Origin of the sequence: Burkholderia sp. BCC1985 (genome assembly GCF_905339915.1) — a bacterium.
In the GTDB taxonomy this organism is placed as follows: Bacteria; Pseudomonadota; Gammaproteobacteria; order Burkholderiales; family Burkholderiaceae; genus Burkholderia.
The window spans coordinates 87,118-101,253 of sequence record NZ_CAJPGY010000010.1 but is presented as its reverse complement, the minus strand read 5'-3'; the positions used below and the strand labels follow the sequence as shown (position 1 = coordinate 101,253).

The following is a 14,136-nucleotide window of genomic DNA, read 5'->3' as shown; positions in this document are numbered from 1 at the left end:
GCGCCCCTTTTTTTGTGCGATGGCAGAAGGGGCGGGGACGCATCTGTCTTCGATGCAGCGCATCGCCATCGCACCATGCCGTACGGAACAGTTTTTGTGCGAGCAGATGGGACCGAAGCATCGATCGCCGGAGCGAAGGGGCAACGCGCGTGCGCGTTGACGCAAGCCCCCTTTCCGAGCCGGTATCGCATGCGCTGAAACGAAAAAGGCGCCCTGACGGGCGCCTTCTCCATTGATACCTACCGGCCTGCGTCGCCGCGGGCCGTCCCGACTTATGCGTATGCCGGGCGCGTCTGGCCGGCCACGTCCTTCAGGTAGCGATGCACCGACAGGTCGTCGGCCTGGATCGCCGGCTTCTTGCCCGAGATCAGGTCGGCGAGCAATTGGCCCGATCCGCACGACATCGTCCAGCCGAGCGTGCCGTGGCCGGTGTTCAGGAACAGGTTCGAGACCGGCGTGCGGCCGACGATCGGCGTGCCGTCCGGCGTCATCGGGCGCAGGCCCGTCCAGAAGGTTGCCTTCGACGTGTCGCCGCCGCCCGGGAACAGGTCGTTCACGCACATCTCGAGCGTTTCGCGGCGCGCTGCGCGCAGGTTCTTGTCGAAACCGACGATTTCCGCCATGCCGCCGACACGGATGCGCTGGTCGAAACGCGTGATCGCGATCTTGTAGGTTTCGTCGAGCACCGTCGACACGGGGGCGGCCGCCTCGTCGACGATCGGCGCGGTGATCGAATAGCCCTTCAGCGGATAGACCGGAATCTTCATCAGGTTCGAGACGAAGCGGGTCGAGTACGAGCCGAGCGCGACGACGTACGCATCCGCGCGCACCGTCTCGCTGCCGCACTGCACGCCGGCGATCTTGCCGCCCGCGATCGCGAGCGCGTCGATCGGCGTGTTGTAGCGGAACTTCACGCCGAGCGATTCCGCGAGCGCCGCGAGGCGCGTCGTGAACAGCTGGCAGTCGCCCGTTTCGTCGCCGGGCAGGCGCAGGCCGCCGGTCAGCTTGTGCGACACGGCGGCGAGCGCCGGTTCGGCATTTTTCAGTTCGGCCGGCGACAGCAGTTCGAACGGCACGTTCGCTTCCTGCAGCACCGCGATGTCCTTCGCCGCGCCGTCGAGTTGCTGTTGCGTGCGGAACAGCTGCAGCGTGCCGCCCGTGCGCCCTTCGTACTCGATGCCCGTGTCGGCGCGCAGCGCCTGCAGGCAATCGCGGCTGTATTCGGCGAGGCGGACCATGCGGCCCTTGTTGACCGCATAGCGCTCGGCCGTGCAGTTGCGCAGCATCTGCCACATCCACTGGAGCTGGAAGCGCGTGCCGTCGAGGCGGATCGCGAGCGGCGCGTGCTTCTCGAACATCCACTTGACGGCCTTCAGCGGCACGCCGGGCGCGGCCCACGGCGCCGCATAGCCGGGCGAGATCTGACCTGCGTTTGCGAAGCTCGTCTCGAGCGCCGGGCCGGCTTCCCGGTCGATCACCGTGACTTCATGACCGGCGCGCGCGAGGTAATACGCGCTTGCCACGCCCACCACACCGCTGCCCAGAATGACGACTCGCATAGCTGCTCCAGATGGAAGGGATCAGGTCGAGGCCGGGGGCACCTGCGTCTCCGTGTAACCTCTAGCTGATCTAGTTTTTTGCGCTATGGTATTGTCGAATGTGTAGGTTTTGTTATCGTATTTTTCAGGTTTTCAGCATAAACAAATGAGAACGCAACGCCAGCCAGTACGCTCGCTCGACAAGCTCGACCGGCGCATCCTGAAACTGCTCCAGGACGACGGCCGGATGGCGATGAAGGACCTCGCGGAACAGGTCGGACTGACCGTCACGCCGTGCATCGAGCGCGTGCGGCGCATGGAGCGCGACGGCGTGATCACCGGCTACCACGCGCGTGTCGATCCTCACCAGCTGGATGCCGCGCTGCTGGTGTTCGTCGAGATCACGCTCGGTCACAAGGGCGGCAACATGTTCGAGCAGTTCCGCCGCGAAGTGATGAAGATCGACGAGGTGCTCGAATGTCATCTCGTGTCCGGCGACTTCGACTACCTGATCAAGGCGCGGATCGGCGAAATGGCCGACTATCGCAAGCTGCTCGGCGACATCCTGCTGCAACTTCCCGGCGCGGTGCAGTCGAAGAGCTATGTCGTGATGGAGGAAATCAAGGAGACGCTGACGATTTCGGTCGGCGAATGAGCGCGGCGGGGGCCTGCTGCCGGCCCCGCTATCTCGCCCTTGGCATGCTGCACCCAATACTGTATAAATATACAGTATTGGGTGCAGGCGAATGGGTGGGCACATGGACGGTCGGTCCGACAACGAATTTCCGATAGCGCCGCCGGCGCCCCGCAAGGGGCGCGGTGCGGTCGACAATCTCCAGGGGCGGTACGAAACGGCACTGCGCGAAGCGGTCGACGACGGCTGGACGCACGAATCGGACGACGCCGATCTGCCTGCTCCGCTGCGGACCCAGGTGTTCGAGGAGCGCGCAAAGAGCATCCTGACGCACAACCAGTCGCCGGACATTCCGTTCAGCGTGTCGCTCAATCCGTATCGCGGCTGCGAGCATGGCTGCATCTACTGCTTCGCACGGCCGACCCATAGCTATCTCGGCCTTTCGCCGGGGCTCGATTTCGAGAGCCGCATCTATGCGAAGGTCAACGCGGCCGAACTGCTCGAGCGCGAGATTTCGCGCAAGCGCTACGTGCCGGAGCCGATCGCGCTCGGCGTCAACACCGATGCATACCAGCCGGTCGAGCGCGATCTGCGCATCACGCGCAGCGTGATCCAGGTGATGCACGATCACGGGCTGCCGTTCGCCGCGATCACGAAATCGTCGCTGATCGAGCGCGATCTGGATCTGCTGGCCCCGATGGCCGAGCGCGGGCAGGTGATGGCCGCAGTCACGATCACGACGCTCGACGCCGATCTCGCGCGCACGCTCGAGCCGCGTGCGGCGACACCGGCGCGCCGGCTGCGTACGATCCGCGCACTGCGCGACGCGGGCGTGCCGGTGGGTGTGAGCATTGCACCGATGATCCCGTTCGTCACCGAGCCGGACATGGAGCGTGTGCTGGAAGCCTGTGCGGAAGCCGGCGCGACGCACGCGAGCTACATCATCCTGCGGCTGCCGTGGGAGGTCGCGCCACTGTTCAAGAACTGGCTCTCCGCGCATTTCCCCGATCGAGCGGAGCGCGTGATGAATCGCGTGCGCGACATGCGCGGCGGGAAGGACTACGACTCGGATTTCTCGAAACGGATGAAGGGCGAGGGGATCTGGGCCGACCTGTTGCGGCAGCGTTTCCGTCAGGCCGTGAAGCGGCTCGGGTTGAACGAGCGCAGGAACGGCATTCTGGATCTGTCGCAGTTTCGCGGTGCGCCGGCGGCCGGGGCGGCCGCGCCGCGCACGGTGAAGGGCGCAACTGGCGCGAAATCGCGCGACGACTTGCAGATGAGCCTGTTCTGACCGACCCGCGTCGGCAGCTTACTGCGAGATTTGCTTCGCCGCTTCGACTTGCGACTCGAAATACGTCTGGAACGACAGCGCGAGCGCGGTCATCAGCAGGAACGCGCCAATCAGCAGCGAGAAGATCACGATGAAGATCACCGTCCAGCCTGACCGGCTGTGCTTGCCCGTGTCGGCATTGAATTGCGCGTCCCATTTCTCGTCGGGGCGCAGGCCGTAGACGAGCGCGGCGAGGAACGCGGCCAGCAGCGAGATCGCACCCGGCACGGCGAGCCACCAGCCGAGGCCGGCACTGCGCTGGGTCGCGGCGAGCAGCAGGAAACCCGGGATCCCGACGATCGTCGCGAGCAGGTGCGCCCAGCCGTACACGTCGCGCAAGCCGTACAGGTAGAAGCGGTGCGCGCCGAGCGAACCGAACAGGAGCGCGAGGGCGGCGGTGAGCGTCTTGGAGCGGAAGCGGCGGGGCGATGCGGTGCTGCTGGACATGGGTGGCGGCGGATTATCGGTGGCATGGGCGGCCGGCAGGCCGGCGCAGGGCGCTCGGGCCCGGCACGCATTCTACGATGCCCGGTCGGGCCCGGTCACCCCTCGGCTGCGTCAAGGTGCCGCATAGGTGACACGGTAGATGGCGCCCGCGTAGTCGTCGCTGACGAGCAGCGAGCCGTCCGGCAGCGGCAGTACGTCGGCCGGGCGTCCCCACACGCTGCCGTCCGCGCGCAGCCAGCCCGTGATGAACGGCGTCTGGCGCGTATGACTGCCGTCGGCCGACACGACAGCGCGCATCACGCGGTAGCCGACCTTCGTGCTGCGATTCCACGAACCGTGCTCGGCAATGAAGATGTTGTTGCGATACGACGCCGGAAACATCGGCCCCGTATAGAAGCGCATGCCGAGCGCCGCGACGTGCGCGCCGAGTTTCAGCGCGGGCGGCGCGTAGCGCCGGCACACGTCGGGGCTCCCGAATTCGGGGTCGGGCGTGTCGCCGCCATGGCAGTACGGAAAGCCGAAATCGAGGCCCGCGCGCGGCGCACGGTTCAGCTTGTCGTCGGGCACGTCGTCGCCCATCATGTCGCGCCCGTTGTCGGTGAACCATAGCTCGCCCGAATCGGGGTGCCACGCGAAGCCGACGGTATTGCGCACGCCGCGGGCAAATACTTCGCGGTTGCTGCCGTCGGCGTGCATGCGTGCGATGATCGCGTATCGGCTGCGATCGGCGAGGCAGACGTTGCACGGTGCGCCGACCGGCACGTAGAGCTTGCCGTCGGGGCCGAACGCGATGAATTTCCAGCCGTGATGATGATCGGTCGGCAGCGCGTCCGTCACGACCGCCGGCGCGGGCGGCCTGGCGAGCCGGTCGTCGATGTGGTCGAGGCGCAGGATGCGCGACACGGCGGAGATATAGAGGGCGCCGTCGCGATATGCGACGCCGACGGGCGTGTCGAGCCCCGACGCGATTACATGGCGGGCAGTGATCCGGCCCTCCTGCATCACGAAGGCATGTACGCGGCCTTCCTGCGAGCCGACATACAGGATGCCGCGCGGCGACCACGCCATTTCACGGGCGGTCGGCACGGCGTTGGTCAGCACGTCGACATGGAAGCCGGGCGGCACGACGAGTTCGTCCACCGGTGGTGCGGCGCAAGCCGCGGCGGATGCGAGACAGGTGACGAGGCCGGTCAGCAAGCCTGCGAGGCGGTGCTGCGCGCGGCGCGCCGAGGTGACGCGAAATAGCGGCATGGCGGCGGGGAGCGTCGTGGACACGACGATTGTATGCCCGGCGAACAGGGCGTCTGCGGAATTTTTGCGCGTAAGTGTTTGTTGTGGCTTTGGTTTACGGCTATAATCGCACGTTTCAGTAGTTTCGAACCCGGTTTTCCCGAAGGATTTCATATGGTTATCATCCGTCTGGCTCGCGGCGGCTCGAAGAAGCGCCCGTTCTACAACATCGTTGCTACCGATTCGCGCAACCGTCGTGACGGCCGCTTCATCGAGCGCGTCGGCTTCTACAACCCGGTCGCCACGAAGGGCGAATCGCTGCGTATCGCTCAGGACCGCCTGACGTACTGGCAAGGCGTTGGCGCGCAACTGTCGCCGACCGTCCAGCGTCTCGTGAAGGAAGCGCAAAAGGCGCAACCGGCTGCCTAACGTGGCGCGGTGTGCCGGTCGTGCCGGCTGCAAGGAGCATTGATGTCCGGTCACGATTCCGGTAACGCAAGGCGCGGGCGAGCGTCGTTTGGCGCATTCGTCCGCAAGCCGGTCGAGCGCGACACTGTCGCGAGCGCCGGTACGGCTGCCGAGCAGGGCAGTCTCGAAGCGGTGCAAGCCTGGCCCGACGATGCTGTCGAGGTCGGTGCAGTAGTCGACGCCTACGGCCTGAAAGGCTGGGTCAAGGTGGCGACGCATGCCGACGCCGGTCGCGGCGGCGATGCGCTGCTCACGGCGCGCCGCTGGTGGCTGGAACGGGGTGGGGAGCGGTTGTCCGCTCGCATCCTGCAGTCGAAGACGCACGGCGACACGGTCGTCGCGCATACCGCGGGTGTCAGCGACCGCGATGCCGCACTGGCTTTGCGCGGCTTTCGCGTGTTCGTGCGCCGGGAAGATTTCCCGGCATTGGCCGCGGACGAATTCTATTGGGTCGACCTGATCGGCCTCGAGGTCGTCAACGAGCAATCGGTGGCGCTCGGGACGGTGAGCGGGATGATCGACAACGGCGTGCATTCGATCATGCGCGTCGAGTATCCGGCAGTCGGCAAGGATGGTCGGCCGACCACCGACGAGCGGCTGATTCCGTTCGTCGGCGTCTACGTCAAGACGGTGGATCAGGCGGCACGTCGCATCGTCGTCGACTGGGAAGCCGATTACTAATGAACCAGGTTACGGAGAGCGCGGTGCAGTTCGACGTCGTCACGCTCTTTCCCGAAATGTTCCGCGCGCTGACCGACTGGGGAATCACCAGCCGGGCCGTGAAGCAGGAGCGCTTCGGGTTGCGCACCTGGAATCCGCGTGATTTCACGACGGACAACTACCGCACGGTCGACGATCGCCCGTACGGCGGCGGTCCGGGCATGGTAATGCTGGCCAGGCCGCTCGAGGCCGCGATCGGTGCTGCGAAAGCCGCGCAGGCGGAGCAGGGCGTCGCAAGCACGCGGGTGGTGATGATGTCGCCGCAAGGTGCGCCGTTCACGCACGAACGTGCGGTGCGGATGGCGCAGGAGCCCGGTGTCATCGTGCTGTGCGGTCGCTACGAGGCGATCGATCAGCGTCTGCTCGACCGTTGTGTCGACGAGGAAATCAGCCTCGGCGATTTCGTTCTGTCCGGCGGCGAACTGCCGGCGATGGCGATGATGGATGCCGTCGTGCGCCTGTTGCCCGGCGTGCTGAACGATGCGCAGTCGGCCGTGCAGGACAGCTTCGCCGACGGGCTGCTCGATTGCCCGCATTACACGCGCCCCGAGGAATACGAGGGAATGCGTGTGCCGGACGTGCTGCTCGGCGGGCATCATGCCGAGATCGAGAAGTGGCGGCGGCAGGAAGCATTGAAGAATACGTTGCGGAAGCGGCCGGACCTGATCGTCCGGGCGCGCCGCGAGAAGTTGCTGAGTCGTGCCGACGAGGCGTGGCTTGCGAACCTCGCACGCGAAGCGAAGAACGCCTCTTGAGGCGGCGTCGCGGACGGGAAATGGCGGTGCCGTGCATGTGTGTGCGGTGCCTGATGTAAATCCATCCTCTATCGGGGCCAGGCCTGGAAACGGGCGGGTGCAAACGCCGACAAGATGGCATAAGGAGTCAGTAATGAATCTGATCGCAAAACTTGAGCAGGAAGAGATCGAGCGCGCGCTCGCCGGCAAGACGATCCCCGATTTCGCCCCGGGCGACACGGTGATCGTGAACGTGAACGTGGTTGAAGGTAACCGCAAGCGCGTTCAGGCTTACGAAGGCGTCGTGATCGCGATTCGCAACCGCGGCCTGAACTCGAACTTCATCGTCCGCAAGATCTCGTCGGGCGAAGGCGTCGAGCGTACGTTCCAGACGTACTCGCCGCTGCTGGCGAGCATCGTCGTGAAGCGTCGCGGTGATGTGCGTCGTGCGAAGCTGTACTACCTGCGCGAGCGTTCGGGCAAGTCGGCTCGTATCAAGGAAAAGCTGGTGTCGAAGGATCGCGCCGCAGCAGCTTCCCAAGAGTAAGAGCTGTAAGGAAAAAGCACCCACCCGGGTGCTTTTTTCATTCTGGCGCGACAATATGCTCGTTATGTCACGAACACGAGAGCCCCATTGAATCGCCGCCCCATCATCGATCCCGAAGTGCTGCCGGTTGAAGGCACCGGCGCGGGCCTGCCGTCCATCGAGTCCCGCCTGATGACGCCGCCCGGGCTGCGCGAGCGTTTTGCGCGCACGCTCGAATGGAGCGTCGAGCCCGGCGAGGCGCGGCTGCAGGAGGGCGTCGACCCGCGCAGCGCCGCCGTCCTCATCCCGCTCGTCGTTCGCGAGAGCGGCCTCACCGTGCTGCTGACCCAGCGCGCCGATCACCTGAACGACCATGCCGGGCAGATCAGCTTCCCCGGCGGCCGTCGCGAGCCGTTCGATCGCGATGCGACGGCAACCGCGTTGCGCGAGGCGAAGGAAGAAATCGGACTGGCCGCCGAGCCGGTGGAGATTCTCGGTGCGCTGCCCGACTACCTGACGGGGACCGGTTTCTGCGTGACGCCCGTCGTGGCGCTCGTGCATCCGCCGTTCACCGTGCAGGCCGACACGTTCGAAGTCGCCGAGATTTTCGAGGTGCCGCTCGCGTTCCTGATGAGCCCCGCGAACCACCAGGTGCGCGTGTTCCGCTGGGAAGGCGGCGAGCGTCGTTTTTTTGCGATGCCCTATCCCAGTGGCGAATCAGCCGGGCATTACTTCATCTGGGGCGCAACTGCCGGCATGTTGCGCAATCTCTACCGCTTCTTGGCAGCCGGCTGACTTCCTGCGCTGTGCGGCGCGCGCGGCCGGCCGCCGGGCGATCGCATCGTCAGCCATGCGTCGCTTACGCTGTGCTATCGTTATGCAAAAAATGACATAACTCCGAAGACGGCGCACGCATGACTTTCTTTTCGGTTCTCCTCGCTCTCATCATCGAACAGGTCCGCGCGTTGTCGCCGAGCAATCCGGTGTTTGCGCTGTTCCAGTTTCACGCGGAAACCGTCGCGCATGGCCTCGACGCCGGCAAGCAAAAGCATGGCGTGCTCGCATGGCTCGCGGTCGTGCTGCCGTGGGTGCTGATCGTCGCGCTGATCTACTTCCTGCTGTACAAGGTGAGCTTCGTGCTGGCGTTCATCTGGAACGTCGCCGTCGTGTATTTCACGCTCGGTTTTCGCCAGTTCAGCCACTACTTCACCGATATCCATCTCGCGCTCAACAACGACGACGTGCCGCGCGCGCGTGAAATCCTGCACGAGTGGACGGGCCTCGACACGGTCGACATGCCGGTCGGCGAAATCGTCCGTCATACGCTGATTCATGCGGTCGTTGCGTCGCATCGTCACGTGTTCGGCGTGTTCTTCTGGTATGTGCTGCCGATCGGTCCGGCCGGCGCGGTGCTGTACCGCATCTCCGAATATCTCGCGCGCAGCTGGTCGACGCCGGGCGACGATCGCACGGCCGCGTTCTCGACGTTCGCGCAGCGCGCGTTCTTCGTGATCGACTGGATTCCGTCGCGGCTGACCGCGCTCGGTTTCGCGATCGTCGGCAACTTCGAGGACGCGATCTACGCGTGGCGCAATCACACGCGCCAGTGGCCCGACCCGAACGACGGCGTGCTGCTCGCGGCCGGCAGCGGCGCGCTCGGCGCGCGTCTCGCGGGGCCGCTCGCGGAACCATCGAGCCTCGACGCACTGGCGGTCGGCGACAGCGGTCCGTTGACGGTCGGTGACGATTGCACGCCGCGCACGCTGCAGTCGGCAGTCGGCCTGGTGTGGCGCGCCGTGATCCTGTGGATGATCCTGCTGTTGATGCTGACGCTGGCCGTCTGGGTATCGTGACGCGGCAGCGCAGTGCGCGATGAAACGAAAAGGCCGGCTTCATGCCGGCCTTTTTGCTGTGCGTGACCCGTCCGCTCAATCGTCGAGCGGATCGCGTATGGCGCCACATTGCCAGCAGGCCGTGAACTGGGCCTCGAGCGCCTCGCCGCACTGACGGCAGCGCCACGGCGCGGCGCCGGCCGACGGGCCGTGCGACGCGGCATCGAGAAGCCGCCGCGCGAGCGCATCGTCGCGCTCGTCGTCGAGCCACAGCTCGGGCGTGCACGCGTCGGCGGGCAGGCCGCCGAGCGCACCGGTCGCGTAGCAGTTGTGCAACTCGCAGCCGATGCCGGCCGCCTGCAGCACGTTCGCCCAATGCTGCGCGGTGGCGAGATCGGGGGCCTTGAAACGCATCGCGGCTCCTGTCGGTGAAGGCCGGGCGGGGCCCCGGCCGCCTTCTGCCCGTCGCGCCGCGGTCAGCGGACGATCTGGCTTGCCTCGTGCACGAGCTGCGCGTAAAGCGCATGCCGCGACGGTGCAATGCGGCCGTCGGCGACGGCCTCGAGAATCGCGCAGCCCGGCTCGTGCAGATGATGGCAATTATAGAAACGGCAGTCCGCGAGCAGCGGGCGGAATTCCGGGAATGCGCGCTCGAGACGGCCTTCCGTCAGGTGGTAGAGGCCGAATTCCTGGAAACCCGGCGAATCGATCAGCGCGCCGCCGCCGTCGAGCGGGTAGAGGCGCGTGAACGTCGTCGTGTGGCGGCCGCTGTTGAGCGCGGCCGAGATTTCGCGGGTCGCGGCCTCGGCATCGGGCACGAGCAGGTTCACGAGCGTCGACTTGCCCATCCCGGACTGGCCGAGCAGGATGGTCGAATGGCCGGCCAGATGCGGCATCAGCTGCGCACGCGCATCGTCGGGCGCGCCCTTCACCGACAGCTCGAGCACGTCGTAGCCGAGCGCGCGATAGGGCGCGAGGCGCTCGCGGGCGACCGGCAGCGCGGCCTCGACGTCGATCTTGTTCAGCACGACGAGCGGCTTCAGTTCGTTCGCTTCGGCCGCGATCAGTGCGCGACCGAGCAGATCCTCGCTGAAATAGGGCTCGGTCGCGAGCACGATCAGCAGCTGGTCGAGGTTGGCCGCGAACAGCTTCGACTTGAACTGGTCGGAGCGGTACAGCAGGTTGCGCCGCTCGCCGATCTCGACGATCACGCCCTGGTCGGCCGACGCCTGCTCGTACACGACGCGGTCGCCGACCGCGATCTCGCTTTTCTTGCCGCGCGGGAAGCACTGCAGCATCGGGCCGCCGTCGTCGGGCGCGACGATGTAGTGGCGGCCGTGCGCCGCGATCACGCGGCCTTCGACACGCGGCGCGCCCGACGCGCGCGGGGCCGGCTTGCGGGAGGTCGGCCCGCTCATGCGTGCTGCATCAGGCGGTCGATCCGCTGCGACGCGGGCGGATGCGAGTAGTAGAAGGCCGTGTAGACGGGGTCCGGCGTGAGCGTCGACGCGTTGTCCTCATAAAGCTTCACGAGCGCGCTGACGAGATCCTGCGCGTCGGTCTGGCTGGCCGCGAACGCGTCGGCCTCGAATTCGTGCTTGCGCGAGGTCAGGCTGCTGAACGGAGTTGCAAAGAACAGGAACACGGGGATCGCGAGGAAGAACAGCACGAGCGCGGCGCCCGCGTTGCTCGTGTCGAGCGACGGCGTGACGCCAAGGCCCGTATAGAACCAGGTGCGCTGCGCGAGCCAGCCGAGGAGCGCGAGCAGCACGAGGCTCAGCACGAACGACACGAGCATCCGCTTCATCACGTGGCGGCGCTTGAAGTGGCCGAGCTCGTGGGCGAGCACGGCCTCGATTTCCTGGCCCGTCAGCCGCGCGAGCAGCGTGTCGAAGAACACGATCCGCTTCGATGCGCCGAAGCCCGTGAAGTACGCGTTGCCGTGCGCGGAACGGCGGCTGCCGTCCATCACGAACAGCCCCTTCGCCGCGAAGCCGCACCGTTTCATCAGCGACTCGATGCGCGCGCGCAGCGCTTCGTCCTTCAGCGGTTCGAACTTGTTGAAGATCGGCGCGATGAAGGTCGGATAGATCAGCAGCACGAGCATCTGGAACGCGACCCAGACGATCCAGGTCCACAGCCACCACAGGCTGCCGGCCTGGTTCATCAGCCACAGCACGACGAACAGCAGCGGCAGGCCGAGCACGGCGCCGAGCAGCGTGTTCTTCAGCATGTCGGTGAAGAACAGGCGCTGGGTCATCCGGTTGAAGCCGAACCGCTGCTCGATCCCGAACTGGCGGTAATACTCGAACGGCACGTCGATCACGCTCGTGATCGCGAGCACGGCGGCGACGAGTGCGACCTGCTGCCCGTAGCCGCGGCCGAACCAGCCCGTCAGCAGCGTGTCGAGCGCGCCGACGCCACCCAGCAGCGTGAGGCCGACCAGCACGGCCGCGCTGACGACGATCTCGAACATCGCCAGTCGGGTGCGCTCGACCGTGTAGTCGGCCGCACGCTGATGGGCGGTCAATGGAATGGTGGCGCTGAACTGCGCGGGCACGCTGTTGCGATGTGCGGCGACGAAGCGGATCTGCCGCGACGCGAGCCACAGCTTGGTGACGACCATCGCGAGCACGGCGATCGCGAACAGCAGGGTGAACGAAAAGGGTGACATCGAAGGCGCCAAAGGGTTCTATGCGAGAATTATATGTTCTTGCGGACCGGGCCCGCTCACGCGATGCCGGCCGCCCGGGCGGCGCCATGCGCCGTCCGCCATTTTCCAGGATGACTCATGACCGATACCGCCGCTTCCGCCAGCCAGCCCGCGCTCGTGCGCAACGAGTTGAACCTCGTCTGGCTCGACATGGAGATGACCGGCCTCGACCCGGATAACGACCGCATCATCGAAATCGCGGTCGTCGTGACCAACTCGACGCTCGACATCGCGGTGGAAGGCCCCGTGTTCGCGATCCACCAGAGCGACGAAACGCTCGCGAAGATGGACGACTGGAACAAGTCGACGCACGGCCGTTCGGGGCTGATCGACCGCGTGCGCGCGTCGACGGTGACCGAGGCGGACGCCGCCGCGCAGTTGCAGGCGTTCCTCTCGCAGTACGTGTCGCCCGGCAAGTCGCCGATGTGCGGCAACTCGATCTGCCAGGATCGCCGCTTCATGGCGCGCTGGATGCCGGAATTCGAACGATTCTTCCACTACCGCAACCTGGACGTCAGCACGCTCAAGGAGCTGTGCCGCCGCTGGCAGCCGGCGATCTACAAGGGCTTCCAGAAGCGTGCGATGCACACGGCGCTCGCGGACATCCACGAGTCGATCGACGAACTGAAGTACTACCGCGAGCATTTCCTGATTCCGGCCGCGTCGGCGCCGGCAGGCGAGTCCGCGCCGGCCGCCTGAGCGGGCCGGCACGCGCGCTCAGCGTGGCGCGCGCTGCGCGCTCTTCGGCCGGAACGCCGCGACCACCGCGGCGTCGGTCTCGATGTACGGGCCGCCGATCAGGTCGATGCAGTAGGGCACCGCCGCGAAGATGCCGGGCACGGTCGACTTGCCGTCGGCGTCGCGCAGCCCTTCGAGCGTTTCCCGGATCGACTTCGGCTGGCCGGGCAGGTTGATGATCAGCGCCGCGTGGTCGGCCGTCTCGCGAATCACCGCGACCTGCCGCGACAGGATCGCGGTCGGCACGAAATTCAGGCTGATCTGCCGCATCTGTTCGCCGAATCCCGGCATTTCCTTCGTCGCCACGGCCAGCGTGGCTTCCGGCGTCACGTCGCGCCGCGCCGGGCCGGTGCCGCCCGTCGTCAGCACCAGATCGCAGCCGGCGACGTCGACGAGTTCGGCCAGCGTGGCGGAGATCGTCGGCGCGTCGTCCTGGATCAGCCGGGTTTCGGCGCGCCATGGCGAGCGCAGCACGCCGGCGAGCCATTCCTGCAGTGCCGGGATGCCCTTGTCCTCGTAGACGCCCGTGCTGGCGCGGTCGCTGATCGACACGAGGCCGACCACGAGTTCGTCCGGGTGGTTACGCTTCGTCGTCATGGTCGTCTCCGGCGTCGTCCGGCGCTTCGTCTGCCTCCGCCTCGTCGGTACCGCTCGCGGTCTTGATCCACTGGAACAGCTCGCGGAAATAGCGCGGCGGCTTGCCTTGCTGCGCTTCCTTGCGCGCGTTGCGGATCAGCGTGCGGCCTTCCTGGATGTCGGCTTCGGGGTGCTGGCGGAGGAACTCGGTCAGCGCGTCGTCGTTCGCGAGCAGCTGTTCTCGCGTGCGCTCGATCCAGTGCAGGCGGGCGGTCGCGGCCTTGTTCACGCCGCGCTGGGCGTCGAGCGCGGTGCGCAGCGCGGCCGTTTCGTCGTCGGTCAGCGAGCGCATCACGCGGCCGACGTACTGGAGCTGGCGGCGCTTGCCTTCGTGGTCGGTGATCCGGCGTGCCTCGCGCACGGCGTCCGCGAGGTCCTCGGGCATCGGCATGCGCTTGAGCGCGTCCTTCGGCAGGTCGACCAGGGCCTGGCCGAGCTCCTGCAGCGCGTGCATCTCGCGTTTCAACTGGGATTTGCTGGGGCGATCGTAGCCATTGCCGGCGTCGTCGTCGGCGTGCTCGATCGGCTGGATTCGGGTTTTGCGTGTCATGGGCGGCATTGTATCGCGGCGCGGACGCCCCAAGCTTGTC

The 14,136-nt window shown here is 66.4% G+C and carries 17 protein-coding genes; 9 read left to right on the top strand and 8 right to left on the bottom strand.

All coding sequences use genetic code 11. The features are described from left to right. Window positions 1-272 precede the first annotated feature (272 nt). The gene (locus U4Z31_RS12660; RefSeq protein WP_124521932.1) at window positions 273-1,559 is read right to left on the bottom strand and encodes a D-amino acid dehydrogenase; all 1,287 of its coding nucleotides are present in this window, start codon (window positions 1,557-1,559) and stop codon (window positions 273-275) included. 145 nt (window positions 1,560-1,704) lie between these two features. Here U4Z31_RS12660 and U4Z31_RS12655 point away from each other — a divergent pair, with 145 nt between their 5' ends. Together U4Z31_RS12655 and U4Z31_RS12650 are read left to right on the top strand one after the other, a co-directional pair. Continuing rightward, a complete protein-coding gene (locus tag U4Z31_RS12655; RefSeq protein ID WP_044844820.1) occupies window positions 1,705-2,193 on the top strand; it encodes an Lrp/AsnC ligand binding domain-containing protein in 489 nt (162 codons plus the stop codon). 91 nt (window positions 2,194-2,284) lie between these two features. Beyond that, window positions 2,285-3,463: a PA0069 family radical SAM protein gene (locus U4Z31_RS12650; RefSeq protein WP_321810507.1), complete on the top strand. Its 1,179-nt coding sequence runs from the start codon at window positions 2,285-2,287 to the stop codon at window positions 3,461-3,463. A gap of 18 nt (window positions 3,464-3,481) precedes the next feature. On the opposite strand, the gene U4Z31_RS12645 is transcribed toward U4Z31_RS12650, so the two are convergent. Together U4Z31_RS12645 and U4Z31_RS12640 are read right to left on the bottom strand one after the other, a co-directional pair. Next, entirely contained in the window at window positions 3,482-3,949 is a 468-nt protein-coding gene (locus tag U4Z31_RS12645; protein WP_321810506.1) for a TM2 domain-containing protein, read from the bottom strand. Window positions 3,950-4,060: 111 nt separating this feature from the next. Continuing rightward, window positions 4,061-5,200 carry a PQQ-dependent sugar dehydrogenase gene (locus U4Z31_RS12640; RefSeq protein WP_044844817.1) on the bottom strand — a complete coding sequence of 380 codons (1,140 nt, stop codon included), beginning with the start codon at window positions 5,198-5,200 and terminating at the stop codon, window positions 4,061-4,063. 153 nt (window positions 5,201-5,353) lie between these two features. On the opposite strand from U4Z31_RS12640, the gene rpsP reads away from it, so the two are divergent. The 6 genes from rpsP (at window position 5,354) to U4Z31_RS12610 (ending at window position 9,480) form a co-directional block, all read left to right on the top strand. Continuing rightward, window positions 5,354-5,608: a 30S ribosomal protein S16 gene (rpsP, locus tag U4Z31_RS12635; RefSeq protein ID WP_006476550.1), complete on the top strand. Its 255-nt coding sequence runs from the start codon at window positions 5,354-5,356 to the stop codon at window positions 5,606-5,608. Window positions 5,609-5,650: 42 nt separating this feature from the next. Further along, complete coding sequence (gene rimM, locus U4Z31_RS12630; RefSeq protein ID WP_124487489.1) at window positions 5,651-6,328, top strand: ribosome maturation factor RimM; 678 nt, start codon at window positions 5,651-5,653, stop codon at window positions 6,326-6,328. Continuing rightward, complete coding sequence (trmD, locus tag U4Z31_RS12625) at window positions 6,328-7,122, top strand: tRNA (guanosine(37)-N1)-methyltransferase TrmD (RefSeq protein WP_124487488.1); 795 nt, start codon at window positions 6,328-6,330, stop codon at window positions 7,120-7,122. The genes rimM and trmD overlap by 1 nt, the downstream gene beginning before the upstream one ends. Before the next feature lie 133 nt (window positions 7,123-7,255). Beyond that, the gene (gene rplS, locus U4Z31_RS12620; RefSeq protein WP_006486838.1) at window positions 7,256-7,648 is read left to right on the top strand and encodes a 50S ribosomal protein L19; all 393 of its coding nucleotides are present in this window, start codon (window positions 7,256-7,258) and stop codon (window positions 7,646-7,648) included. 87 nt (window positions 7,649-7,735) lie between these two features. Next, window positions 7,736-8,422, top strand: a complete 687-nt coding sequence (locus U4Z31_RS12615; protein WP_044844814.1) for a CoA pyrophosphatase — start codon at window positions 7,736-7,738, stop codon at window positions 8,420-8,422. Between the two features lie 119 nt (window positions 8,423-8,541). After that, window positions 8,542-9,480, top strand: a complete 939-nt coding sequence (locus U4Z31_RS12610) for a CobD/CbiB family protein (RefSeq protein WP_044844813.1) — start codon at window positions 8,542-8,544, stop codon at window positions 9,478-9,480. 75 nt (window positions 9,481-9,555) lie between these two features. Here U4Z31_RS12610 and U4Z31_RS12605 read toward each other — a convergent pair whose 3' ends face one another. From U4Z31_RS12605 to U4Z31_RS12595, 3 genes are all read right to left on the bottom strand, one after another. Continuing rightward, window positions 9,556-9,873: a DUF2007 domain-containing protein gene (locus U4Z31_RS12605; protein WP_257767908.1), complete on the bottom strand. Its 318-nt coding sequence runs from the start codon at window positions 9,871-9,873 to the stop codon at window positions 9,556-9,558. A gap of 62 nt (window positions 9,874-9,935) precedes the next feature. After that, window positions 9,936-10,877: a ribosome small subunit-dependent GTPase A gene (gene rsgA, locus U4Z31_RS12600; protein WP_321810505.1), complete on the bottom strand. Its 942-nt coding sequence runs from the start codon at window positions 10,875-10,877 to the stop codon at window positions 9,936-9,938. Beyond that, window positions 10,874-12,133 (bottom strand): M48 family metallopeptidase, encoded by a 1,260-nt coding sequence (locus U4Z31_RS12595; RefSeq protein WP_044844811.1) that lies wholly within the window; start codon window positions 12,131-12,133, stop codon window positions 10,874-10,876. The genes rsgA and U4Z31_RS12595 overlap by 4 nt, the downstream gene beginning before the upstream one ends. Before the next feature lie 117 nt (window positions 12,134-12,250). Here U4Z31_RS12595 and orn point away from each other — a divergent pair, with 117 nt between their 5' ends. After that, window positions 12,251-12,871, top strand: a complete 621-nt coding sequence (orn, locus tag U4Z31_RS12590; protein WP_044844810.1) for an oligoribonuclease — start codon at window positions 12,251-12,253, stop codon at window positions 12,869-12,871. 18 nt (window positions 12,872-12,889) lie between these two features. Here the strand turns inward: orn and mog are convergent, their stop codons facing one another. Together mog and yjgA are read right to left on the bottom strand one after the other, a co-directional pair. Next, entirely contained in the window at window positions 12,890-13,507 is a 618-nt protein-coding gene (gene mog / locus U4Z31_RS12585; RefSeq protein WP_321810504.1) for a molybdopterin adenylyltransferase, read from the bottom strand. Then, window positions 13,491-14,096, bottom strand: a complete 606-nt coding sequence (yjgA, locus tag U4Z31_RS12580) for a ribosome biogenesis factor YjgA (RefSeq protein WP_311766332.1) — start codon at window positions 14,094-14,096, stop codon at window positions 13,491-13,493. Before yjgA ends, mog begins: the two co-directional genes overlap by 17 nt. Between the last annotated feature and the right edge of the window lie 40 nt (window positions 14,097-14,136).

Bases quoted from the DNA above. Each gene is read 5' to 3' on its own strand.
- U4Z31_RS12660 (WP_124521932.1), bottom strand. From the start codon at position 1,559: ATGCGAGTCGTCATTCTGGGCAGCGGTGTGGTGGGCGTGGCAAGCGCG.
- U4Z31_RS12655 (WP_044844820.1), top strand. From the start codon at position 1,705: ATGAGAACGCAACGCCAGCCAGTACGCTCGCTCGACAAGCTCGACCGG.
- U4Z31_RS12650 (WP_321810507.1), top strand. From the start codon at position 2,285: ATGGGTGGGCACATGGACGGTCGGTCCGACAACGAATTTCCGATAGCG.
- U4Z31_RS12645 (WP_321810506.1), bottom strand. From the start codon at position 3,949: ATGTCCAGCAGCACCGCATCGCCCCGCCGCTTCCGCTCCAAGACGCTC.
- U4Z31_RS12640 (WP_044844817.1), bottom strand. From the start codon at position 5,200: ATGCCGCTATTTCGCGTCACCTCGGCGCGCCGCGCGCAGCACCGCCTC.
- rpsP (WP_006476550.1), top strand. From the start codon at position 5,354: ATGGTTATCATCCGTCTGGCTCGCGGCGGCTCGAAGAAGCGCCCGTTC.
- rimM (WP_124487489.1), top strand. From the start codon at position 5,651: ATGTCCGGTCACGATTCCGGTAACGCAAGGCGCGGGCGAGCGTCGTTT.
- trmD (WP_124487488.1), top strand. From the start codon at position 6,328: ATGAACCAGGTTACGGAGAGCGCGGTGCAGTTCGACGTCGTCACGCTC.
- rplS (WP_006486838.1), top strand. From the start codon at position 7,256: ATGAATCTGATCGCAAAACTTGAGCAGGAAGAGATCGAGCGCGCGCTC.
- U4Z31_RS12610 (WP_044844813.1), top strand. From the start codon at position 8,542: ATGACTTTCTTTTCGGTTCTCCTCGCTCTCATCATCGAACAGGTCCGC.
- U4Z31_RS12605 (WP_257767908.1), bottom strand. From the start codon at position 9,873: ATGCGTTTCAAGGCCCCCGATCTCGCCACCGCGCAGCATTGGGCGAAC.
- rsgA (WP_321810505.1), bottom strand. From the start codon at position 10,877: ATGAGCGGGCCGACCTCCCGCAAGCCGGCCCCGCGCGCGTCGGGCGCG.
- U4Z31_RS12595 (WP_044844811.1), bottom strand. From the start codon at position 12,133: ATGTCACCCTTTTCGTTCACCCTGCTGTTCGCGATCGCCGTGCTCGCG.
- orn (WP_044844810.1), top strand. From the start codon at position 12,251: ATGACCGATACCGCCGCTTCCGCCAGCCAGCCCGCGCTCGTGCGCAAC.
- mog (WP_321810504.1), bottom strand. From the start codon at position 13,507: ATGACGACGAAGCGTAACCACCCGGACGAACTCGTGGTCGGCCTCGTG.
- yjgA (WP_311766332.1), bottom strand. From the start codon at position 14,096: ATGACACGCAAAACCCGAATCCAGCCGATCGAGCACGCCGACGACGAC.